This is a genomic window from Streptomyces sp. NPDC047981 (assembly GCF_040653315.1).
In the GTDB taxonomy this organism is placed as follows: Bacteria; Actinomycetota; Actinomycetes; order Streptomycetales; family Streptomycetaceae; genus Streptomyces.
Genome location: NZ_JBEZNQ010000036.1, coordinates 43,715 through 65,264, shown reverse-complemented (window position 1 = coordinate 65,264; position 21,550 = coordinate 43,715). Strand labels below are relative to the sequence as shown.

Sequence of the window (21,550 nt, the reverse complement as noted above, 5' to 3'; positions counted from 1 at the left end):
CCGTGTTCACCGGAATCGTCGAAGAACTGGGCGAGGTCACCGCCGTCGAGAAGCTGGCCGACGCCTCCCGCTTCCGCCTGCGCGGCCCCCTGGTCACGGAAGGCGCCAAGCACGGCGACTCCATCGCCGTCAACGGTGTCTGTCTCACGGTCGTGGAGCACGGCGACGGCGAGTTCACCGCCGACGTGATGGCCGAGACCCTGAAGCGGTCCTCCCTCGGCGCGCTCGACGTCGGCTCCCGGGTCAACCTGGAGCGCCCCATGGCCGTCGGCGAGCGGCTCGGCGGCCACATCGTCCAGGGCCACGTCGACGGTACCGGCACGATCCTCGACCGGACGCCCTCCGAGAACTGGGAGATCGTCAAGGTCGCCCTGCCCGCCCACCTCTCGCGCTACGTCGTCGAGAAGGGCTCGATCACGGTCGACGGCGTCAGCCTCACCGTCGTCGAGGCCGCCGAGGACTGGTTCACCATCAGCCTCATCCCCACCACGCTCGCCCTGACCACGCTCGGCATCAAGAAGAGCGGCGACCCGGTCAACCTCGAAGTGGACGTCATCGCCAAGTACGTCGAGCGGCTGCTCGGCCCGAACGCCGGGGGGAACCTCAAGTGAACTGGCTCAACTCCGAGGCGTTCACCGTCCTCGACCAGCACATCATGTGGTCCGACATGATCGGCAACACGATCGGACTCATCGCCCTCGCGCTCGGCTGGCGCCGCTCCATCCTCACCTGGCCCGCCCAGCTGCTCTCCGGCGTGATCCTGGTCGGCGCCTACGCCTCCGCCCACCTCAGCGGCGGTGTCGGCAAGCAGCTCCTGGTCATCGGCGTGGCCGCCTGGGGCTGGTGGCAGTGGAACCGCGGCCGGCAGCAGGCCCAGGACGGCTCCATCGCCGTCCGCTTCGCCAGCTGGAAGGAGCGCGGCTACCTCCTCGCGGGCGCCGTGCTCGGCACCCTCGCGGTCGGCGGCCTCTTCACCCTCTACCCGTCGCTCTCCTGGTCCCCCTGGGCCGACGCGTACATCTTCGTCGGCACCCTCGTTGCGATGGTCGCCCAGGCCCGCGGCCTGGTGGAGTTCTGGTTCGCCTGGCTCCTCGTCGACCTCGTCGGCGTCCCCCTCGCCTTCAACAGCGGCCTCGCCTTCTCCGGCCTGGTCTACGTCATCTACTTCGCCCTCGTCATCTGGGGCATGCGCGACTGGTGGCTCCGGACGCGTACCGCTCCCTCGGCTCTGGAAGGAGCACACGCATGAGCGCGCTGCCCGTGTGGGACGTCACCGACCTCGCTCTCGACCCGGTCGAGCAGGCCATCCGCGACATCGCCGCCGGCCGCCCGGTCGTCGTCGTCGACGACGAGGACCGCGAGAACGAGGGCGACCTCGTCATCGCCGCCGAGAAGGCCACCCCCGAGGTCGTCGCCTTCATGATGAGCGAGTGCCGCGGCCTGATCTGCGCGCCCATGGAGAGCGACGAACTGGAGCGGCTCCAGCTCCCGCAGATGGTCGAGCACAACACCGAGTCGATGCGCACGGCCTTCACCGTCTCCGTCGACGCCTCGCCCGCCCACGGCGTCACCACCGGCATCTCCGCCGCCGACCGCGCCACCACCCTGCGGATGCTCGCGAGCGGCGCCCACGAGCCGGGTGACTTCGTCCGCCCCGGCCACATCTTCCCGCTCCGTGCCAAGGCCGGCGGCGTCCTGGTCCGCAACGGCCACACCGAGGCCGCCGTCGACCTCGCCCGCCTCGCGGGCCTGCGCCCGGCCGGCGCCATCGTGGAGATCGCCGGCGAGGACGGCGTGATGCTGCGACTGCCCGAGCTCGTCCCGTTCGCCCGCAAGCACGGCCTCACGATCATCTCGATCGAGGACCTCGTCGCGTACCGCCGCTCCTCCGAGCCGACCGTCCGCCGCGAGGCCGAGGTCCAGCTCCCGACCGCGCACGGCGACTTCACCGCGTACGGCTACCGCTCCACCGTCGACGGCGTCGAGCACGTCGCCCTCGTCCACGGCGAGATCGGCGACGGCGAGGACGTCCTGGTCCGGGTCCACTCCGAGTGCCTGACCGGCGACATCTTCCACTCGCTGCGCTGCGACTGCGGCCCCCAGCTGCAGGCCTCCATGGACCGGATCACCGAGGCGGGCCGCGGCGTCGTGGTCTACCTCCGCGGCCACGAGGGCCGCGGCATCGGCCTGCTGTCCAAGCTGCGCGCGTACGAGCTCCAGGAGCGCGGCCGCGACACCCTCGACGCCAACCTGGAGCTGGGCCTGCCCGCCGACGCCCGCGACTACGCGGCAGGCGCCCAGATCCTCGGCGACCTCGGCGTCCGCAGCCTGCGCCTGATGACCAACAACCCCGACAAGATCGACGCCCTCACCCGGCACGGCCTGCGGGTCCAGGGCCGCGAGGCCATGCCGGTCCAGGCGGGCGAGCACAACCTCCGCTACCTGCGCACCAAGCGTGACCGGATGGGCCACGACCTGCCCTGGCTGGACGCCACCACCGCGTCCACCTGCGGCAACCAGTAAGCCAGCGATCAGTACGGAACAGATCAGCACCCAACAGGGAGAGACATGAGCGGCAAGGGCGCACCCGTCCTCAGCGTGAAGAACTGCGGCGACCTGCGAGTGGCCGTCATCGCGGCCCAGTGGCACGAGAAGATCATGGACGGCCTCGTCGACGGCGCGCTCCGCGCCCTGCACGAGCTCGGCATCGACGAGCCGACCCTGCTGCGCGTCCCCGGCAGCTTCGAGCTGCCGGTGGTGGCGAAGGTACTCGCCGGTCGCGGCTACGATGCCATCGTGGCGCTCGGCGTCGTCATCCGCGGCGGAACGCCGCACTTCGAGTACGTGTGCCAGGGCGTCACCCACGGCCTCACCCAGGTCTCGATCGACACCGGCGTACCCGTCGGATTCGGTGTCCTGACCGTGGACAACGAGGAGCAGGCCCTCGACCGGGCAGGCCTCGAAGGATCCACCGAGGACAAGGGCCACGAGGCCGTCACCGCCGCCGTCGCCACCGCGACCACCCTGCGGACGGTCAGCGAACCCTGGCGCTGAGTAGCAGCCAGGCACCCCGTACTCTTAGGACCATCATGGCGAACCGAACCCCTAAAACCTTCGAAGAGCTCTTCGCCGAGCTCAAGCTCAAGGCCGAGAACGGCGACCCGGCCACCTCCCGTACCGCGGAACTGGTGGACAAGGGCGTCCATGCCATCGGCAAGAAGGTCGTCGAGGAGGCCGCCGAGGTCTGGATGGCCGCCGAGTACGAGGGCAAGGAAGCCGCCGCCGAGGAGATCTCGCAGCTGCTGTACCACGTCCAGGTGATGATGGTCGCCCGCGGGATCTCGCTCGACGACGTCTACGCCCACCTCTGACGTACCGCCCCTGAGCGCACGTCCACGCACCACCCCCTCCCCGAACACTCCCCAGGCAAAGGAAGCTCTCCCCATGCTGCGCATCGCCGTCCCCAACAAGGGTTCACTGTCCGGACCTGCGTCGGCGATGCTCCATGAGGCCGGCTACCGCCAGCGTAAGGAGTCCAAGGAGCTCGTGGTCATCGACCCCGAGAACGAGGTCGAGTTCTTCTACCTGCGCCCGAAGGACATCGCGATCTACGTGGCCTCCGGCAAGCTGGACATCGGCATCACCGGCCGTGACCTGCTGCTGGACTCGGGAGCCGACGCGGAGGAGATCCTCCCGCTGAACTTCGGCCGCTCGACCTTCCGCTACGCCACCCGCCCGGGCACCGCGAAGGGCCCCGAGGACTTCCACGGCATGACGATCGCCACCTCCTACGAGGGCATCGTCGCCAAGCACCTCGCCGACCAGGGCATCGGCGCCTCCGTCGTCCACCTCGACGGCGCCGTCGAGACCGCCATCAAGCTCGGCGTCGCCCAGATCATCGCGGACGTCGTCGAGACCGGCACCAGCCTGCGCAACGCCGGCCTGGAGGTCATCGGCGACCCGATCCTCACCTCCGAGGCCGTGGTCATCCGGCAGTCCGGCGCCGGCACCGAGGACGCCCGCGTCCAGACGTTCCTGCGCCGCCTCCAGGGCGTCCTGGTGGCCCGCAGCTACGTGATGATGGACTACGACTGCCGCGCCGAGCACCTGGAGCAGGCCGTCGCCCTCACCCCGGGCCTGGAGTCGCCGACCATCTCGCCGCTGCACAACGAGGGCTGGGTCGCCGTCCGTGCCATGGTCCCCGCCAAGGAGGCGCAGCGGATCATGGACGACCTGTACGAGCTGGGTGCCCGCGCGATCCTGACGACGGCGATCCACGCCTGCCGTCTCTGACCGCCCGGCACCGACGTACGCACCGAGGAACAGCGATGTCCGACGCTCCGACGCCCACCCTGCCCGCCCTCCCGGTCACCTTCCGGCCGGGCCGGACCCGCGCGGTCCTGCTGACGGTCGGGACGGTCATGTTCGCCGTCATCACCGCCGTCACGCTGATGCTGGAGCGGCTCAGCCCGGCGGAGCGGGTCAGCTTCATCTTCGTCGGCGCGCTCTTCCTCGGTGTCCTCGTGATGCTGAGCCGCCCCAAGGTCGTCGCCGACGACAGCGGGGTCACGGTCGTCAACATCACCCGGACCCGCCGGCTGGCCTGGGCGGAGATCCTCCAGGTCAATCTGCGCCCCGGCGATCCCTGGGTCTTCCTCGACCTCAGCGACGGCACCAGCATGCCCGCGCTCGGCATCCAGCCCGGCATCGCCCGCGAACAGGCCATCCGGGACGCCCGCGCCCTGCGCGCCCTGGCCGACAGCCGCGGCACCGGGCCGGACGCGGGCTGAGCCCGGACGGATCCCCGACGGAGCCCGGAAGGATCCCCGACGGAGCCCGGACGGATCCCCCATACGGGGCCGACCCCCTGCCCCCGGCGGGGGTCCCGTGACTAATCTGGAGGCGGTGGTGCCCAGCGGCACCACCGCCTCGCATGTGCAAGGCCGCCGCCGGCGGCCCGCGGGGCCACCCTGCGAACCGAGGAGTGACTCCCTCCGGCAATGGACGGAAAGTCCGGTAGTACCCGCGCCGCCCTCTCCACGGAGGCGGCGGCATGATCATCCCCCTTCTGCTGCTCGCCGCAGCCTTCCTCCTGATCCTCGCCAACGGCTTCTTCGTGGCGGCCGAGTTCGGTCTCGTCACCGTGGAACGCCCCGAGGCCGAACGGGCCGCGGCCGCCGGTGACCGGCGGGCCCGCACCGTCGTCAAGGCGCTCGGCGAGCTGTCCTTCCAGCTCTCCGGCACCCAGCTCGGCATCACCATCACCTCCCTCGTCGTCGGCATGCTGGCCGAGCCCGCGCTCGCCCAGCTCCTCGACGGACCCCTGACCGCGACGGGACTGCCCGACGGCGCGGTCTCCGCGATCGCGGTCGCGGTCGGGATGCTGCTCGCCTCCGCCGTCCAGATGGTGGTCGGCGAACTCGTCCCGAAGAACTGGGCGGTCTCGCGCCCCCTCCAGGTGGCCCGGTTCGTCGCCGGGCCGCAGCACGTCTTCTCCTCGTTCCTCCGCCCGGTCATCGCCCTGCTCAACCGGGTGGCGAACCGGCTCGTCCGGCTGTTCGGAGTCGAGCCCACCGAGGAACTCGACTCCGTCCGCACCCCCGGCGAGCTGGTCGCGCTGGCCCGGCACTCGGCCCGGGCGGGCGCCCTGGAACAGGACACCGCCGATCTCTTCGTACGGACCCTCACGCTCGGCGGACTCACCGCGAAGGAGGCCATGACACCGCGGGTGCGGATGAGCGCCCTCCAGTCCGACGCCACCGCCGCCGACGTCCTCAACCTCACCCGGGCGACGGGCCTTTCCCGCTTCCCCGTCTACCGCGAGCGGATCGACGAGATCGTCGGCATGGTCCACCTCAAGGACGCCCTCGCCGTACGGCCCGAGGAGCGCCACCGCACCACGGTCGGCCGGATCGCCGTCCCGCCGCTGCTCGTCCCGGAGACCCTGCCCGCGCAGGCGCTCCTGGAGCGGCTGCGGCGCGAGCAGCCGATCGCCGTCGTCGTCGACGAGTACGGCGGCACGGCCGGTGTCGTCACCCTGGAGGACATCGTGGAGGAGCTCGTCGGCGAGGTCCGCGACGAGCACGACACGGCCGCCGACGAGCGGCCCGAACTGGCCGCCGTCGCCGCCGAGGACGGCCACCCCGCCTGGGAGGCCGACGGCTCCTGCCGGGTGCACACCCTGCACCGGATAGGGCTCGACGTGCCCGACGGGCCGTACGAGACGGTCGCCGGACTCGTCGCGGATCTCCTCGGCCGCATCCCGGCCCCCGGCGACCGCGCCGAACTCCCCGGCTGGCGGCTGATGGTGCGCCAGGTCGACCGCTACCGCGCCGAGCGGGTGCGGATCGTCCGGACCACCGAACCGTCCACGGCGGCGGAGGCGGTCCGATGAGCCTGCTCCAACTGCTGTTCGCGGCCCTCCTTGTGGTGGCCAACGGCTTCTTCGTCGGCGCGGAGTTCGCGCTCGTCTCCGTACGCCGCAGTCAGATCGAGCCGCTCGGTGGCAAGCGGGCCCGCCAGGTGCTCTACGGCCTGGAGAACCTGCCGCGCATGATGGCGGCCGCCCAGTTCGGCATCACGGTCTGCTCCCTCACCCTGGGCGCGGTCGCCGAGCCCACCGTGGCGCACCTCCTCGAACCGGTCTTCCACGCCGTCGGCGTGCCGGCCGGGCTCATCCATCCGCTGGGCTATGTGCTGGCGCTCGCCGCGGTCGTCTTCCTCCACCTCGTCATCGGCGAGATGGTGCCCAAGAACCTGGCGATGGCTGCGCCGGAGCGGACCGCGCTCTGGCTCGGCCCCGCCCTGGTCGGTTTCGCGCGGCTCTGCGGGCCGGTCACCCGGGCGCTCGGCGCGTGCGCCGGTCTGGTGCTGCGGGCCTTCCGCGTCGAGCCGAAGGACGAGGTGGAGGCGGTCTTCACCAGCGCCCAGCTCGGCCGGCTCGTGGCGGACGCCGGCCAGGCGGGGCTGCTCGACCCGGTCGAGCAGGAGCGGCTCGGGGACGCACTGGAGCTGGGCAGCCGCCCGGTCACGGACGTCCTCATCACCCCGGCTGCCCTGGTGACGGTCACCCCGTCGGTCACGCCCCGGGAGATCGAGGAGCTGACGGTCCGCACGGGCTACTCGCGCTTCCCGGTGTGCGCCGAGGGGCGGGGGACGTTCATGGGCTTCGTGCACGTCAAGGATGTCCTGGACCTGGAGGAACGGGAACGGGCTGTGCCGCAGCACGTCTGGCGGCCCATGGCGACGGTCCGGTCCGAGCTGCCGCTCGACGACGCGCTCACCGTGATGCGGCGCGCGGCCACCCATCTCGCCCAGGTGGCGGACGGGTCGGGCCGGGTCCTCGGCCTGGTCGCCCTGGAGGACGTCCTGGAGATGCTGGTGGGCGAGGTCCGCGACCCCGCCCACCGCGCGCCCGCGGAGCAGGTGCTCACGGCCTGAGGCGGACTCCGTCCGGCGCCGGTCTCCCTCGCGGAGTCCGGCGCCGGTCGGGTCGAGGGTGCCGGCGCCGGTTCACATCGAGGGTCCGGCGCCGGTTCACACCGAGGGGTCCTGCGGCCCTCGGCGTCCCGAGAGGACTTCTCCGTACGCCTGCATCAGGTCCGCCAGGCGCAGTGTCGCGAGGTCGTCGCGGGTCGGCGTGCCCGGATACCCCGCGAGCCGGAGGTCGCGGTACGCGCAGGACTTCTCGTACAGGGTGCGCAGGAAGCGGCCGTTGCCCAGCTCGTCGATCCAGCCCTGGTCCACGACATGCCCGCTGATCGAGCGCAGCTCGTCCAGCGCCTCCTCGTCCCAGCCGTCCCCGTTCGCCGCCGCGAGGACCTCGCCGATCGCGGTGAGTTCGAGCGGACGGTACGAGGGGAAGTCGACCCGGGTCGTGAAGCGGGAGGAGAGCCCCGGGTTCGTGGCGAGCAGCCGGTCCATGCCCTCCGGGTAGCCGGCCAGGATGACCACGAGGTGGTCCCGGTTGTCCTCGGCCCGCTTGAGGAGGACCTGGAGCGCCTCGTCGCCGTACGCGTCGCCCTTGCTGTAGCCGGTGTTGGAGAGCGAGTAGGCCTCGTCCACGAAGAGCACCCCGCCGATGGCCGAGTCGATCAGCTCGTTCGCCTTGACGGCGGTCTGGCCCAGGAACTCGCCGACGAGATCGGCCCGTTGGGCCTCGACCAGATGGTCCCCGCCGAGCAGCCCCAGCGCGTAGAAGACCCGGCCGAGGATGCGGGCGACGGTGGTCTTCCCGGTGCCCGAGGGGCCGGAGAAGACAAAGTGACGTTTCGGCGGCTGGACCGGCAGCCCCTGCCCGGCGCGCAGCCGGGCCATCTCCAGCTGCGCCGACAGGGCTTTGACCTGCCGTTTCACCGGTTCCATGCCGACCATGCGCTCCAGCTCCGCGAGGGCCTCGGCGAGCAGCCCGGGGTCGGTGGGGCTCGCGGGGAAACGCGGCGGGGCCGGCTGGGCGGGCAGGGAGGCCTTCTGCCGTACGACGTCGGGGGGCTCGGGCGGTCCGGCCGGGGCCGTCGGGGCCGGGGGCTCCGTACCGAGCCGCGGCGGGTCGGTGGCCGGGCCGTCGACGTCGGTGGTCTGCGCCGCGTCGGCGGCGGTGTCCTGACCGACCCCGCCGAGCGCGACGGTCGCGAGCCCGGCGGTCTCGTCCGTCCCCTCGAACCCGTCGTACTCGGTGATCGCCGCCAGCCGGGCCGCCGTGTCCATGAAGGCGGGGTCGATCCGGTGGACGGCCCGGTAGAGCGGGAGCGCGGCGGCGCTGCGCCCGGTGCCCTCGTGCGCCCTGGCCAGCCAGTAGCGCAGCTCCTTGCGCTGCGGCTGTTCGCTGCGGCAGCGCATCAGGGCGGCCGAGAGCAGCGGTTCGGCCTGGCCGTACATCTCGAGGCGGACCCGGGCCATCCCGCCGAAGAGACCTGCCTCGATGCCGAGGAGGGGATCGTCGACCAGGGTCTCGGTGTGCCGGACCAACTGGTCCCAGTCCTTGACGAGATACGACCGGCAGGCGTGCAGAAAGCGGACCTGCGGATCGGTGTCGACCGGTGGAAGGCCCGCCAACGCCCGGTCCAGTTCGGGCACATGGCGGCCGTCGAGCCAGTGCGAGGCGTGCGCGAGGAGCAGGTCCCGCGGGCTCTCCAGAACGGGCTGCACCCACCAGCCCAGCCAGTACCAGGAGTTCAGGGTCCGGCGGTGACGGGCGCGCTGTTCGCCGAACCGGTCGCGGTTGCGGTACATGCGCAGCAGCGCGGTGGTGGTGTCCACCCGCAGCGCGTGCAGCCCGAGCCAGGCGTCCGCCATGCCGGGGTCGATCCGTACCGCTGTCCGGAACTCTTCCTCCGCCTGCGGATAGGCGCCCATGGTGTAGGCGTCGACTCCCCGCAGCCAGGCGAGCTCGGCCGGGGCCGGTCCGCCCTGCGTGCCGATGTCCATCGGGTCCCCCACAAAACGTGCCCCCGCTTGCTGTCCCGGCTGGCGGGTGCCCGCCGGAAGCCGTACAGAACCGCCTTCTCGTGGACGGGAATTGACCCCACCGAAGGGCATCGTACCTGCGCAGAGGGGGCGCTATTAAGGAGAAGCGCATGATCCGCCGGCCCGTGACCCTGGGTGAGCGTCAAGGTCGTCGACGGCGCGGAGAAAGGGATGATCAGGGCAGAACGAAGCCCCCGATCACGGGGGAACAACCGGGGGCTTCGCGTCCGCGGCGGCTCCGAAAAGCCGCACATTGAGAACGTAAGACCTGTACGCCCCTTGGGTCAAGCGGAGTTGAAGCACTTGCGGAAGTGGCCTTTCGGCTACTCATTTCCGTGTGCGAGCGATATCACGCTCCGTGATGAACTGGTTCGGGCCCGCTGTCACTGAGGGCCCAGCGAGCCATTCGTATCCCCCTGGACACTCCCGTACCAGGGTGTCGGCGAAGGGTCGCGACGGGTCCTCGGAGAAGTGGCGAGTCTCCGCCACCGTCCATCCGTCCCAGAAGTCGCTCTGCGCAGGTCCGTCCCGGTGCCGGCCCCGCGCCCAGGACTCCTCGGGGCCCCGCTCCATCCACAGCAGCGCCGCCAGGAAGGGGCGCAGCGCCCGCCGTCCCGCGCCGACTCCCTCGACCAGGACGACCGGCGCCGGGGGCAGCTCCCGGGGTGCGCCGAAAGTCCGCAGATTCCAGTCGTACGGGTGATAGCGCGCCGCCTCGCCCCGGGAGAGGGGCAGGAGCACCTCCTCCCGCATCCGCCCGGTCCACGCGAACAGCTCCGCGTGGCTGGCGAGGTCGTCGAGGTGGAGCACGGGCGCGTCGAGCCGGCCGGCCAGCCGGGCGGCGAAGGTCGACTTGCCGGAGCCCGCGTGACCGTCGACCGCGATCAGCCGGACCGGCCCGCAGGAGGGCGGCAGGGCGCGCAGCGCGGCGGCGCGGTCGAGGTCGATCCCTTCGGTCATGAGGCAAGCGTAACGATTCCGCCAGGAGCCATCGCAGGTCAGGGGCGTGGGGCTGCCAGTGGTGGAGACCAATATTGGTCCGGCGACGCGTGCCGAATCGCTGGCCGAAGCGCTCGGGGACCGGCGATAGTGGTCCACGCTCGCGCGGCCCTCGCCGCCATCGGTCGCTTCCGATCCGTCGCTCCCGACTGGAGGTCGTCACCGCTCATGACCGACTCCGCTCCGCGTAGAACCGTCCTCGCCGCCGCCCTCGCCGCCGTCGCGGGCACCGCCGTGGCCTCGACCGCGCCGGCCGCCGCCGCGGACGACCGCGCGCGCCGTCCCGCCGGGCACGACCGCGACCGCCGCCCGACCGCGGACGACAGGGCCCGCCGTCCCGTCCCGGGCCCCGCGCTCGTCGACAACCGCTTCTGGACCTCCTGGACCGACTGGTGGACCGGCACCCACGCCGGCGCCCGGCCCGTCCTCGGCCGCCGCCCCGGCCTGGCGATCGGCACCCCCGTCGGCGTCACCGACTACGCCGACCCGCACACCGGTACGGTCTCCACCTGGGAGTACGCGACCTGGACCTCCCCGGTGCACACCTCCTCCGTCCCTGCCACAGAGGTCATCGCCTCCTGGAACGCGCAGACCCCGCCCGGCACCTGGATCCAGATCGAGCTGCGCGGCACCTACACCGACGCCACCGCGACGCCCTGGTACGTGCTGGGCCGCTGGGCGTCCGGCGACGGCGACATCCGGCGCACCTCGGTCGACGACCAGAGCGACGGCCGCAGCTCGGTCTGGACCGACACCTTCGCCGTGGACGATCCCGCGAGCGGCCTCCGGCTCGCCTCCCACCAGCTGCGGCTGACCCTGTACCGCACCCCGGGCACCCGGCTCACGCCCACCGTGTGGCGGCTCGGCGCGATGGCCTCCGACATCCCCGACCGCTTCACCGTGCCCGCCTCGACACCGGGCCTCGCCCGCGAACTGGCGGTGCCGCGCTACTCCCAGAACACCCATGTCGGCCAGTACCCGGAGTACGACAACGGCGGCGAGGCCTGGTGCAGCCCGACCTCCTCGCAGATGATCGTCGAGTACTGGGGGCGCGGGCCCCGCGCCGAGGACCTCGCCTGGGTGAACCCTGACTTCGCCGACCCCCAGGTCTGCCACGCGGCCCGCTTCACCTACGACCACCAGTACGAGGGCTGCGGCAACTGGCCCTTCAACGCCGCGTACGCCGCCACCTACCCCGGGATGAACGCGGTGGTCACCCGACTGAGCTCGCTCACGGACCTGGAGACCCTGATCCGGGCGGGTATTCCGGCCATAACGTCCCAGTCCTTCCGCAAGGAGGAACTCACCGGCGCTGGCTACGGCACCTCGGGCCACCTGATGACCGTGATCGGCTTCACGGAGACGGGCGACGTGATCGCCAACGACCCCGCGTCCCCGAGCAACGAGGCCGTCCGCCGGGTCTACGCCCGCAGCGAGTGGGAGAACATCTGGCTGCGCACGAAGCGGTACGACGCGAACGGCAAGGTCAGAAGCGGTACGGGCGGGGTCTGCTACGTCTTCTGGCCGGTGTGGCCGACCGCTGCCCAGCGCCGCGCGCTGCGGTCGCTCGGCCTGGTGTGAGCAAGTGCGGCCCATGGCCGCTCGACGACCTGACGGTAGCGCTCCTGGTCGTCCTGCCTGGGGTGGCACCGTATCGGTTCCGATGACGATGCGCACACCATGGGTCGAGCCAACCGACGCGCGCGGACTGCGAGGCGGTGATCGACGTCGGTGTCCAGAACCAACCGGGCTGGAGGCCACGGCTCGGGGTCGGCGGTTGGGACTGGCGACGCATCTGCCCGTTTATGCCGGGAAGGCGGCCTTCCTCGGGGGTAGTTGCGGCATTACGGCACCGTGAACCAGCAGATGTCACCGGAATCGGGCAACCGGGACAGGTGTCGCACCTCCGCTGCGATCCGCGCGAGGGCGTCGGCCTTCTCCAGGCGCCACGGCAGGAAGGGCTCTGCCGCCGACTCCGTCAGCTCCCCGGCCCGCACTCCGGCGTCGTACAGGTCGCCGATGATGCGCAGCAGGAGAGCGAGCTGCTCCTCGAACGAGGCGCCGCGCCCAAGAACGCTGCCCACGGAACCGCTGACGACCGAGAAGCCGATCCAGTCGTCGTGCGCGTACTGGGTCAGATACTCCAGCTCGCCTCGGTACGCGTCCTGATTCACCATCACTCAGTCTTCTCCGTGTTGCGGAATGTGGAATCGTTTCATGTCCAGACCGTCCACACCGTTGTAGTCGATGGTTGCTCCACCTGATCTGCTGAACGACCGGTAGGTGACGGTCGCCTTCGGATCATCGGACAGCTGCCACACCTCGATGTTGCCCTTCGGTGTGGTCTTGATCTCGGGCTCGCCGAGCTTCGCGTGCAGGTCCAGTCGGACCCGCTCCAGCTGGACCTCGTCGATCATCCTGACGCCGGTGCTGTCCTCTTCTCCCATCATCTTGCCGTCGCTGTCGACCGCTGTCGCTCGGGCGTCCTCGTCCGCGATCAAGCACTCGGGACGCGCACATTTGCGCAGACGGGCACGGCGAGGGAGGCCGATAGTGCGGCTCGACAACCATTTCAGGCCGGTTGTCGTCGCCGCGTATGTGAGGAATGGTCAGTTATGAAGCAAGCCGTCGGTCCGGTGTTCCGGAGCACGGTCAGGACCTCGGCGCTGGTTGCCGTCGCCGCCAGTGTGCTGGGTGTTTCGGCCTGTTCCACAGCGGAGGGTGGGACGAAGTCCGCTGACAAGCCGACGGTCGAGGTGCTGCGGGTGGCCGCTGCGGACGCCACCAACACCACGGGGCTCGACCCCCGTTCGGTGAGCGCGGGTGCCAGCTCGATCGTCGCCGCGCACGTCTTCGACCCCCTGGTGGCGCTGGAGGGGAGCGCGTACAAGCTGAAGCTCGCCGAGTCGGTCGAGCCCAACGCGGACGCGACCCGGTGGACGATCAAGCTCCGCGAGGGGGTGAACTTCCACAACGGCAAGAAGGTGCGGGCCGCGGATGTCGCCTACAGCATGAAGACGCTGGCGGCTCCGCCGAGCAACCGAGCGTCCGTCTACGCCGACGTCGACACCGCCACGATCAAGGTCGTCGACGAGCGCACGCTCGAGGTCCCGCTGAAGCGGGCGCGGGGCGACTTCAAGGAGGCGGTGCTCGCCGTCTTCTCGGTGATCTTCCCGGAGGGCACGAAGGACTTCAGCAAGCCCGTCGGCTCGGGACCGTACAAGTTCGACAAGAGCGACGCGCGCATCGTGCGGCTTTCGGCCAACACCACGTACTGGGGCGGCGCACCCTCCATCCGCAGCCTGGAGATCAACCGGATCGCCGAACCCGCGGCCCGTCTGGCCGCCCTGAAGGACGGTCAGATCGACTACGCGGTGGGCATCAGCGCCACGGGTGCCCAGGCGGAGAAGGGCAACGCGGAGATCAAGATCCAGCGCGGCGGCATCGCCAACTCCAACGCGCTCTCCTTCTCCATGAACCAGAAGCTCAAGCCCTTCGACGACCCGCGCGTCCGGAAGGCCGTCCGCCTCGCCGCCGACCGGCCCGCCCTCGTGTCCCAGTCGCTGATGGGCTTCGGGGCACCCGGCGAGGACGTCGTGGGCAAGGACCTCCCCGGCTACGCCGCCGGCCTCACCGAGCGCCGGAGGAACGTGGAGGAGGCCCGCAAGCTCTTCCGCGAGGCCAAGGTCGACAAACTGACACTGCGGGCCGCCGACGTGGTGCCCGGCATGCTCACGGCCGCCAAGCTCTTCGCGCAGCAGCTCGAGGAGGCGGGCGTGAAGCTCACCGTCCAGGAGGTGCCCGTCGACAGCTACTACGCCGACCTCAAGGGCCTGTCCAGCCACCCGTTCCAGGTCTTCTACTACGTGAACCGCCCGGCGGCCCTGCACCTGGCGGCGACCACCAACGAGCGCGCGGTGTTCAACGTGACCGGCGCGGGCCCCGAGCACTGGCGCAAGCTCGCCGCCGCCCAGGTCTCCGTGGACGACACGGCCCGGGCGAAGGCGTTCGAAGCCCTGCAGAAGGACTTCCACGACAACGGCGGCGACCTGGTGTGGGGCTTCCAGGAGCAGCTGGACGCCACGCGGCCCGGCGTCGAGGGCGTGACCCTCAGCCAGTCCACGCAGCTGTTCGGCGCGGCGAAGGTGACCACTGGCTGATGGCCGGGCGAAGGGTGCTCTCCCTGGTGGCGCGCAGACTCGCCGCCACCGTACTGACGCTGCTCGTCGTGTCGATGGCGCTGTTCGCCGGTGCGTCGGTCGTGCCGGGCGATGCGGCCGCCGGCTGGCTCGGCGGCAGCGCGACGGACGAGGAGATCGCCGCACTTCGCCACGAGTGGGGCCTGGACCGGCCGTTGGCCGTCCGGTACGCGGAGTGGATCACAGGGGTGCTGCGGGGCGATCTCGGGAAGAGCCTGACCTCCGGGCAGGCCGTCACCGAGATCGTGGCCGAGCCCCTGTGGTCCACGACGCTGCTCGTGCTGATCGCCGGTACCGGCACCATGGTGCTGGCGTTCGCCCTCGGGCTCGCCACAGGCCTGCGCCCCGGCAGCCGGCTCGACCGGATGCTGTCGGGGGCGAGCCTGGTGATCGTCGCGGTCCCCAGCTTCGTCATCGCCAGCCTGCTCGTGCTGTTGTTCTCCGGGACGCTCGGGCTGCTGCCCGCGGTGTCCCACCCGCCGCTGGGCGGCACGCCACTCGACCGGCCGGAGATCCTCGTGCTGCCCGTCGCCTCGATCGTGCTGTTCGGCGGGGCGTGGGCGGGACGCATCGTCCGAGCCACCGTGACCGACGCGAACAGCGCCCCGAACGCCCGGGCCGCCCGGCTCGCGGGGCTGCCCGAGCACCAGGTGGTCCGGCGGCACGTACTGCCGATGACGGTGCCGGCCAACGCGCAGGTCTTCGGCTGGCTGATCAGCAGCCTCTTCGGCGGCACCGCCGTCGTCGAGGTGATCTTCGACTACCCGGGTCTCTCCCGGGTGCTGCTCGCCGCGGTGCACAACCACGACACGGCCGTGCTCGAAGGGGTCGGCCTGCTGCTCGCGGCGATCATCCTGGCGTCGTTCGTCGTCGCCGACCTGGCCGGTCTGCTGGCCGATCCGAAGGCACGGACGGGGGCCTCATGACCGCACGACTGCGCCGGGTGGCCCGGATCCTGGCCAGGCTCGCCCTCGTACTGCCGGCCGTCGTGGTGTTCGCCATCGCCGTGGTGGGCCCCTGGCTGGTGAGCGTCGACCCCGATCGCATCGTGGCGGCGCCGTACTCCCCGGTGGGCGACGGGCTGTGGTTCGGTGCCGACTTCGCGGGGCGGGACGTGTGGGCCAGGGTGCTGGCCGGGGGGCGCGCGCTGCTGTTCGTCCCCGTCCTCGCGGTGCTGATCACCACGGTTCTCGGCACCGCCCTCGGCATGCTCGCCGGCTATCTCGGCGGCCTGATCGACGCCGTGGTCTCCCGGTTCGACGGCGCCGCCCTGGCGCTGCCGCCGATCCTGGTGATGCTGGTCCTGCTGCACGGCTGGGGGTACTCGTCCGCCGTGCTCGTCATGGTCGTCGTCCTCACCGGGGTGTCGTTCGTCTCCCGGATCGCCCGTGCCGCCACCGTGCAGGTGATGCGGCAGGGGTACGTCGAACAGGCCGTCGGGCTCGGCGAGAGCGTGCCCTCGGTGCTTGTGCGCGAGATCCTTCCGAACATCGTGCGCCCCATCCTGGCCGACGCGGGCACCAGGCTCGCCGTCGCCGTCGCACTCACCTCCGCCGCCGGCTTCCTCGGCTTCGGCGCGGACGAAGCCAACTGGGGCGCCATGATCAGCGAGAACATCGAGGGCATCACCCTCACCCCCTGGGCCGTGGTGCTGCCCGCGGTCTGCCTCGGCACCCTCGCGGTCGGGGCCAACCTCGGCATGGACCGGCTCGCCGCGAGGTGGGACCGGTGATCCGGGTCGAGGAGCTGCAGATCGTCGACCAGGCGGGCCGAGCCGTGCTCGACCGGGTCTCTCTGGACATCGCGCCGGGCGAACGGGTCGCCGTCGTCGGCGAGTCAGGGTCGGGCAAGACCACCCTCGCCCTCGCCCTGCTCGGGGAGATAAGTCCGGGCCTGCGGGTGGCCGGCGGGCGGGTCGCCGTCGAAGGCCAGGACGTCCTGGGCCTGACGGCCGGCGCGCTCCGGACGTACCGCCGCCGCACCGTGGCCTATCTGCCGCAGGACCCCGCCTCGGCGCTCACCCCGACGCTGCGTGTTCGCCGTCAGCTCGCCGAGCTCGCCGCCGACCGGTCGGACGAGGCGCTGGTACGCCGCCTGGCCGAAGTCGGCCTGCCCGAGGACCCGGCGCTGCTGCGCCGCTATCCGCACCAGTTCTCCGGCGGCCAGCAGCAGCGCCTGGCGCTGGCGAGGATCTCCGCGGGCGATCCCGCCGTCCTCGTCGTCGACGAGCCGACCACCGGCCTGGACGCCATCGCGCGCAACCTGGTCCTCGAGCGGGTGGGCGAGTGGGTGACCCGGCGCGGGGCGTCCCTCCTCTTCGTCACCCATGATCTGCCCGCGGCGGGCCTCGTCGCCGACCGGCTCGTGGTGCTGCGCGGCGGAGTCGTACGGGAGGAGGGGCCACTCGCCGAGGTGCTGCGGCAGCCGAGGGATCCGTACACCCGCGAGTTGATACGTGCCGTGCCCTCCCTCTCCGACCTGCGCCTGCGGGAGCCGGCGGTACCCGCCCAGCGGTCCGCCCGGACGTCCGCGCAGGCCGGGCGGGACGGGAAGGCCGGGCGGGACGGGAAGGACGGGAAGGCCGCCGCTGCGGAGCCGCTGCTGCGGGTCGAGGGCCTGCGGGCGGCCCACCGGCAGGGGGGCCGAAGCCGCACCGTGGTCGAAGGGGTGTCCTTCGACCTGGCCGCGGGGGAATGCCTGGCCCTCCTGGGGGTGTCGGGCAGCGGGAAGACCACGGTCGCCCGCTGCGTCAGCGGCACCCACAAGCCGGCCGCGGGGACGATCCGCCTCGAAGGACAGACCCTTGCGCCCGGGATCCGCGAGCGCACCATCGGGCAGCGCCGGCGGATCCAGGTGATCCCCCAGCACTCGGCGGGATCCCTGAACCCCCGCAGGACCGTCGGCGCCGCCATCACCCGCCCCCTGCGCCTCCTGCGCGGCATGACCAGGGCCGAGGCCGCCGCCGAACTCGCCCGGCTCCTCGACCTGGTGGAGCTGCCGGCGCAGCTCGCCGACCACTACCCGCGCCAGCTGTCCGGGGGCCAGTGCCAGCGCGTCACCATCGCGCGGGCGCTCGCCGCGGACCCGTCCGTCCTGATCTGCGACGAGATGACCTCCAGCCTCGACACCCGGGTGCAGGCGACGGTCCTCGACCTCGTCACCCGGCTGCGCCGTGAACTCGGGCTCGCCGTCATCGTCATCACCCACGATCTCGGCGTCCTGGCCCGGGTGGCCGACCGGGTGCTCGCGCTCCACGAAGGCGCCGTGTGCGAGGACGGCCCGGTGGACCGGGTGCTCGGCGCGCCGCAGCACCCGTGGACGCGCCTGCTGGTCGAGGCCTCGACCGTGGGAGAGGCGCTCAGCAGTTCGCGCTGATGCTCAATCCGGGACAGATCAACCCGGGATCCGCCGGGACGATGGCACGAGCCAGCCAGCGACCCAAGGAGGACCCATGGATGAGCCGTCTCCGGCCACCGCCGACGGCAGGCCGGTGCGCGTCCTGGCCACCGGACCGGAGGCCGACCCGTACGCGCTGTACGACGAGATGCGCGCGGAGGGCCTCGTGCACCGCGTACGGGAACCGAACGGCCTGCACCGCTGGCTCGTCCTCGACTACGCCGAGGCCCGCGAGGTCTTCGCCGACCCCCGCTTCTCCAAGGACCCCGCCCGCGCCTGGGAGCAGCTGCGCGACGCCGGATACGTCGCGGGAGAGCCCGGCGACCGCGCCGACTACCTCTACCACGTGGCGAACACCGACCCGCCGGACCACACCCGGCTGCGGAAGCTGATCGGCAAGGCCTTCACCATGCGGCGCGTCGAGGCGATGCGGCCCCGGATCCGGGAGGTGGCCGCCGGACTCCTCGACCGGATGGAGACGGCCCCGACGGAGACCGTCGACCTCGTCGAGGCCTACTCGCACCCCCTCGCCACCATCGTCATGTGCGAGATCCTCGGCATCCCCGCCCTGGACCGGGAGAGCTTCCGGACCTGGGCCACCGCGATGCTGAGCCCGCCGGAGGCGGCCGAGCAGGGCGCGATGAGCAAGGCCGAGGGGTACGCCGCGATGCGGGCGTTCTTCACCGACCTCATCCGGCACAAGCGCGCCGCCGTCGACGACGGCGCCGCGCCCGCGGACGTCCTGACCGCCCTGATCCACGCCACCGACGACGGCGACCAGCTCACCGAGACCGAACTCATCTCCACGGTGATGCTCCTGATGAGCGCCGGCCAGGAGCCCACGGTCAACCTCATCAACAACGGCGCGCTGGCCCTCATGAACCACCCGGAGCAGCTGACCCTGCTCCGCGACAAGCCGGAGCTGACCCCCGGCGCCGTCGAGGAGTTCCTCCGCTACGACCCGCCCGTCCAGCTGTCGACCACACGGGTCGCCCTCGAGGACGTCGAGGTCGCCGGGACCGTGATACCGGCCGGTGCCATCGTCGCGCTCTCCATCGCCGCCGCGGGCCGGGACGAGAAGCGGTTCACGGACGCCGACCGGCTCGACGTCACCCGGGACGACAACCCGCACCTCGCCTTCGGTCACGGCATCCACCACTGCGTCGGCGCTCCGCTGGCCCGGGTCGAGGGCGAGATCGGTATCGGCATGCTGATCGAGCGCTTTCCCCGCCTCTCGCTCGCCTGCCCGGCCGAGGACCTCCGCTGGCGGCCCACCCGGATCATGCGGGGCCTCGTCGAACTGCCCGTCCGCCTCGACACCCCTCCCGGACGGTGACGCCGATGGACACCGGCGCCGAGGCCCGCATCGTCCGGCAGTGGGCGGCCATCTACGACGCGGTCTACGAGAGCGCCGAGGACACCACGGGCGCCGACTTCGGGGGATGGCGCTCCAGCATCACCGGCGAGAACTACTCCGAGACGGAGACCGCCGAATGGCTGGACGGCACGGTCGACGCGATCCTGGGCCTCAAGCCCGAGACGGTCCTGGAGATCGGCGCCGGCACCGGACTGGTCGCCGAGCGGCTCCTCCCGCACGTACGGCGCTACCTGGGCACCGACATCTCCGCCACCGCGGTCGCCCGCATGGAACGGGACTACGGCCACCACCCCGGCACCGAGTTCCGGTGCGCGCACGCCGATGCCGGCGACCTGCCCGCGGGGTTCGACGTCGTGGTGCTCAACTCGGTGATCCATCACTTCCCCGGCGAGGACTACCTGCGCCGCGCGCTCACCCGGGCCGTACGGGCCTGCGCGCCCGGCGGCACGGTCTTCCTGGGCGACGTACACAGCCTGCCGCTGCGGGACACCCTGCGCCTGTGCGTCCTCGCGGCCAGATCGCGCGGCGAACGGACCGCCGGCCAGGCGCGCGACGGACTGACGGCCCTGGGCGCGCGGGAACGGGAGCTGGTGATCGATCCCGCCTTCTTCCCGGCGTTCGCCGCCGAGCACGGCCTGGTGGCCGACATCCGCCTGAAACCCGGCGCCTGCGACACGGAGATGAATCTCTTCCGTTACGACGTCCGGCTGCGTCCGGACGACGGCACGCTGATCACGCCGAGCGCGACGCGCCGGGTGCCCTGGGACGCCCGGGACGCCGCCCGCCTCCTCGCCGACACGGCCGCCACGGGACTCCCGGTGACCGTCACCGGAATCCGCCACCCCGACCTGGCGCCGCCGGTCGGCGTCCTGTCCGCGCTGCGCCGGTCCGACCCCGCTGAGCCCGTGAACGTCCCGGCCCTCCTGGCGGAGGCCCGCGCGGCCCGCCCGGACGGCATCCGCCCGGCCGAGCTGAGTGCGCTCGCCGCCGAGCGCGGCCTCGTCTGCTTCTGCCTGCCCGCCGTGAGCGAGTCGGCCGGGTACGACGCGGTGCTCGCGTCCCCGGGGGAGGCGTCGGGGACGGTGGCCGAGACCACCGCAGGCACGGACCGTCCCCTGATCAACATCCCCTGCCCGTAAGGGCTTCACCCTCCCACCCGAGGAGTGCACAGGCATGCCACCCGAGGTACACGGCGCCACCAGGACACCCGCCGCGCACAGCGTGCTGCGCGCCGCGGAAGGCGGCGCGCTGGTCATCGCGGCCGACTTCGGCACCGCGGGGCGACCCTCCGCGACCTTCACCGAACTCGTCGAGGGGCTGGACGCCCCGTACGAATTCTGGGAGACGATGCCTCCGCCCCACGGGGAAGAGGCCGGAATGAGCGCCGCCCAGCACGTGGAGCGCTGGATGCGCGACATCCGTGAAAGCGGCCGTCCGGTCCGCGCGGTCATCGGTTTCTGCAGTGGAAGCGTGTACGCGGCGGCGCTCCTCGAAGAGATCGCGCGTGTGCAGGAACGCCCCCGGCTCATTCTCATCGACCCCGACCTCGCCGAACGCCATATGGTGATCGGGCATTACGAGCGCTTCATGACGGCCCGCCTCACTCCGGTCCTCCTCCGCGAGGAGGTCGAGGCCGCCGTGCAGGCCGGCCGGGACGCCGACGCGGCCGCCGCCACCCCGCTCGAACTCGCCGCCGCACTCGGCGCGCTGTGCCTGCGCATCCTGCCGGACGCCTGCGAACGGGACGGGGCGCCGGTAGGGCGTGGCCGGGAGCTGGCCGAGATCTTCGCCAGCTATCTGCACTGGCTGGCGGCCGGTGCGGAGCTGGACGCCCGGAAGGTGTGGAGCGAGGCGACGGCGATCAACTCCCGGACCGAGGGCTTCGGTCTCGACGCCTTCCCGGAGGAGGAACGCGCCGACCTCGTCGCCGAGGTGATCGATTTCGACCTCCCGCACCTGGAGCTGATGCGCACACCGGCGGTCGCCCGGGTCGTGGACGGGCTGCTCCAAACTGAGCAGCCCGCCAAGGGGTCTCTCGCCTAGCGTTCGGCGAAATCCGGGGAATCCGGGAATCAGAGAAGACCGAGAAGTCGAGAAGGCCGAGAGGAAGGAA

General features: G+C 71.8%; 21 protein-coding genes. 17 read left to right on the top strand and 4 right to left on the bottom strand.

Going from position 1 to position 21,550, the window contains the following annotated elements; translation table 11 throughout:
* The first annotated feature begins 2 nt into the window (after positions 1-2).
* The 9 genes from AB0E14_RS22100 to AB0E14_RS22060 all read left to right on the top strand — a co-directional run bounded on the left by AB0E14_RS22100 (position 3) and on the right by AB0E14_RS22060 (position 7,440).
* Entirely contained in the window at positions 3-611 is a 609-nt protein-coding gene (locus AB0E14_RS22100; protein ID WP_362420577.1) for a riboflavin synthase, read from the top strand.
* A gap of 44 nt (positions 612-655) precedes the next feature.
* Complete coding sequence (locus tag AB0E14_RS22095; protein ID WP_362420635.1) at positions 656-1,249, top strand: nicotinamide mononucleotide transporter family protein; 594 nt, start codon at positions 656-658, stop codon at positions 1,247-1,249.
* Positions 1,246-2,523, top strand: a complete 1,278-nt coding sequence (locus AB0E14_RS22090) for a bifunctional 3,4-dihydroxy-2-butanone-4-phosphate synthase/GTP cyclohydrolase II (RefSeq protein WP_362420574.1) — start codon at positions 1,246-1,248, stop codon at positions 2,521-2,523. Before AB0E14_RS22095 ends, AB0E14_RS22090 begins: the two co-directional genes overlap by 4 nt.
* Positions 2,524-2,568: 45 nt before the next feature.
* Positions 2,569-3,054, top strand: a complete 486-nt coding sequence (gene ribH, locus AB0E14_RS22085; protein WP_362420570.1) for a 6,7-dimethyl-8-ribityllumazine synthase — start codon at positions 2,569-2,571, stop codon at positions 3,052-3,054.
* Between the two features lie 35 nt (positions 3,055-3,089).
* Positions 3,090-3,371 (top strand): phosphoribosyl-ATP diphosphatase, encoded by a 282-nt coding sequence (locus AB0E14_RS22080; RefSeq protein ID WP_362420567.1) that lies wholly within the window; start codon positions 3,090-3,092, stop codon positions 3,369-3,371.
* Between the two features lie 73 nt (positions 3,372-3,444).
* On the top strand, positions 3,445-4,293 hold the full coding sequence (gene hisG / locus AB0E14_RS22075) for an ATP phosphoribosyltransferase (RefSeq protein WP_362420564.1): 849 nt from the start codon (positions 3,445-3,447) through the stop codon (positions 4,291-4,293).
* Between the two features lie 35 nt (positions 4,294-4,328).
* Entirely contained in the window at positions 4,329-4,790 is a 462-nt protein-coding gene (locus AB0E14_RS22070; protein ID WP_362420561.1) for a PH domain-containing protein, read from the top strand.
* A 263-nt stretch (positions 4,791-5,053) separates the two neighbouring features.
* A complete protein-coding gene (locus AB0E14_RS22065; protein ID WP_362420558.1) occupies positions 5,054-6,394 on the top strand; it encodes a hemolysin family protein in 1,341 nt (446 codons plus the stop codon).
* A complete protein-coding gene (locus AB0E14_RS22060) occupies positions 6,391-7,440 on the top strand; it encodes a hemolysin family protein (protein ID WP_362420555.1) in 1,050 nt (349 codons plus the stop codon). The genes AB0E14_RS22065 and AB0E14_RS22060 overlap by 4 nt, the downstream gene beginning before the upstream one ends.
* A 96-nt stretch (positions 7,441-7,536) precedes the next feature.
* Here the strand turns inward: AB0E14_RS22060 and AB0E14_RS22055 are convergent, their stop codons facing one another.
* On the bottom strand, positions 7,537-9,426 hold the full coding sequence (locus AB0E14_RS22055) for an AAA family ATPase (protein ID WP_362420552.1): 1,890 nt from the start codon (positions 9,424-9,426) through the stop codon (positions 7,537-7,539).
* Positions 9,427-9,792: 366 nt separating this feature from the next.
* On the bottom strand, positions 9,793-10,425 hold the full coding sequence (locus AB0E14_RS22050; RefSeq protein ID WP_362420549.1) for a hypothetical protein: 633 nt from the start codon (positions 10,423-10,425) through the stop codon (positions 9,793-9,795).
* 207 nt (positions 10,426-10,632) lie between these two features.
* On the opposite strand from AB0E14_RS22050, the gene AB0E14_RS22045 reads away from it, so the two are divergent.
* Complete coding sequence (locus AB0E14_RS22045; RefSeq protein ID WP_362420546.1) at positions 10,633-12,045, top strand: peptidase C39 family protein; 1,413 nt, start codon at positions 10,633-10,635, stop codon at positions 12,043-12,045.
* A gap of 263 nt (positions 12,046-12,308) precedes the next feature.
* Here AB0E14_RS22045 and AB0E14_RS22040 read toward each other — a convergent pair whose 3' ends face one another.
* Entirely contained in the window at positions 12,309-12,641 is a 333-nt protein-coding gene (locus tag AB0E14_RS22040; protein ID WP_362420543.1) for a hypothetical protein, read from the bottom strand.
* 3 nt (positions 12,642-12,644) lie between these two features.
* On the bottom strand, positions 12,645-12,965 hold the full coding sequence (locus AB0E14_RS22035; RefSeq protein ID WP_362420540.1) for a hypothetical protein: 321 nt from the start codon (positions 12,963-12,965) through the stop codon (positions 12,645-12,647).
* A gap of 114 nt (positions 12,966-13,079) precedes the next feature.
* Between AB0E14_RS22035 and AB0E14_RS22030 the strand changes: the two genes are divergently transcribed.
* The 7 genes from AB0E14_RS22030 (at position 13,080) to AB0E14_RS22000 (ending at position 21,480) form a co-directional block, all read left to right on the top strand.
* Entirely contained in the window at positions 13,080-14,624 is a 1,545-nt protein-coding gene (locus tag AB0E14_RS22030; protein WP_362420537.1) for an ABC transporter substrate-binding protein, read from the top strand.
* Positions 14,624-15,589, top strand: a complete 966-nt coding sequence (locus AB0E14_RS22025) for an ABC transporter permease (RefSeq protein ID WP_362420533.1) — start codon at positions 14,624-14,626, stop codon at positions 15,587-15,589. Before AB0E14_RS22030 ends, AB0E14_RS22025 begins: the two co-directional genes overlap by 1 nt.
* Complete coding sequence (locus AB0E14_RS22020; protein ID WP_362420530.1) at positions 15,586-16,395, top strand: ABC transporter permease; 810 nt, start codon at positions 15,586-15,588, stop codon at positions 16,393-16,395. The genes AB0E14_RS22025 and AB0E14_RS22020 overlap by 4 nt, the downstream gene beginning before the upstream one ends.
* Positions 16,392-18,038, top strand: a complete 1,647-nt coding sequence (locus tag AB0E14_RS22015) for an ABC transporter ATP-binding protein (protein ID WP_362420527.1) — start codon at positions 16,392-16,394, stop codon at positions 18,036-18,038. The genes AB0E14_RS22020 and AB0E14_RS22015 overlap by 4 nt, the downstream gene beginning before the upstream one ends.
* A gap of 76 nt (positions 18,039-18,114) precedes the next feature.
* On the top strand, positions 18,115-19,395 hold the full coding sequence (locus AB0E14_RS22010) for a cytochrome P450 (RefSeq protein WP_362420524.1): 1,281 nt from the start codon (positions 18,115-18,117) through the stop codon (positions 19,393-19,395).
* A 5-nt stretch (positions 19,396-19,400) separates the two neighbouring features.
* Positions 19,401-20,576: a class I SAM-dependent methyltransferase gene (locus AB0E14_RS22005; protein WP_362420521.1), complete on the top strand. Its 1,176-nt coding sequence runs from the start codon at positions 19,401-19,403 to the stop codon at positions 20,574-20,576.
* Between the two features lie 34 nt (positions 20,577-20,610).
* Positions 20,611-21,480, top strand: a complete 870-nt coding sequence (locus AB0E14_RS22000) for a hypothetical protein (protein ID WP_362420518.1) — start codon at positions 20,611-20,613, stop codon at positions 21,478-21,480.
* Positions 21,481-21,550 lie beyond the last annotated feature (70 nt).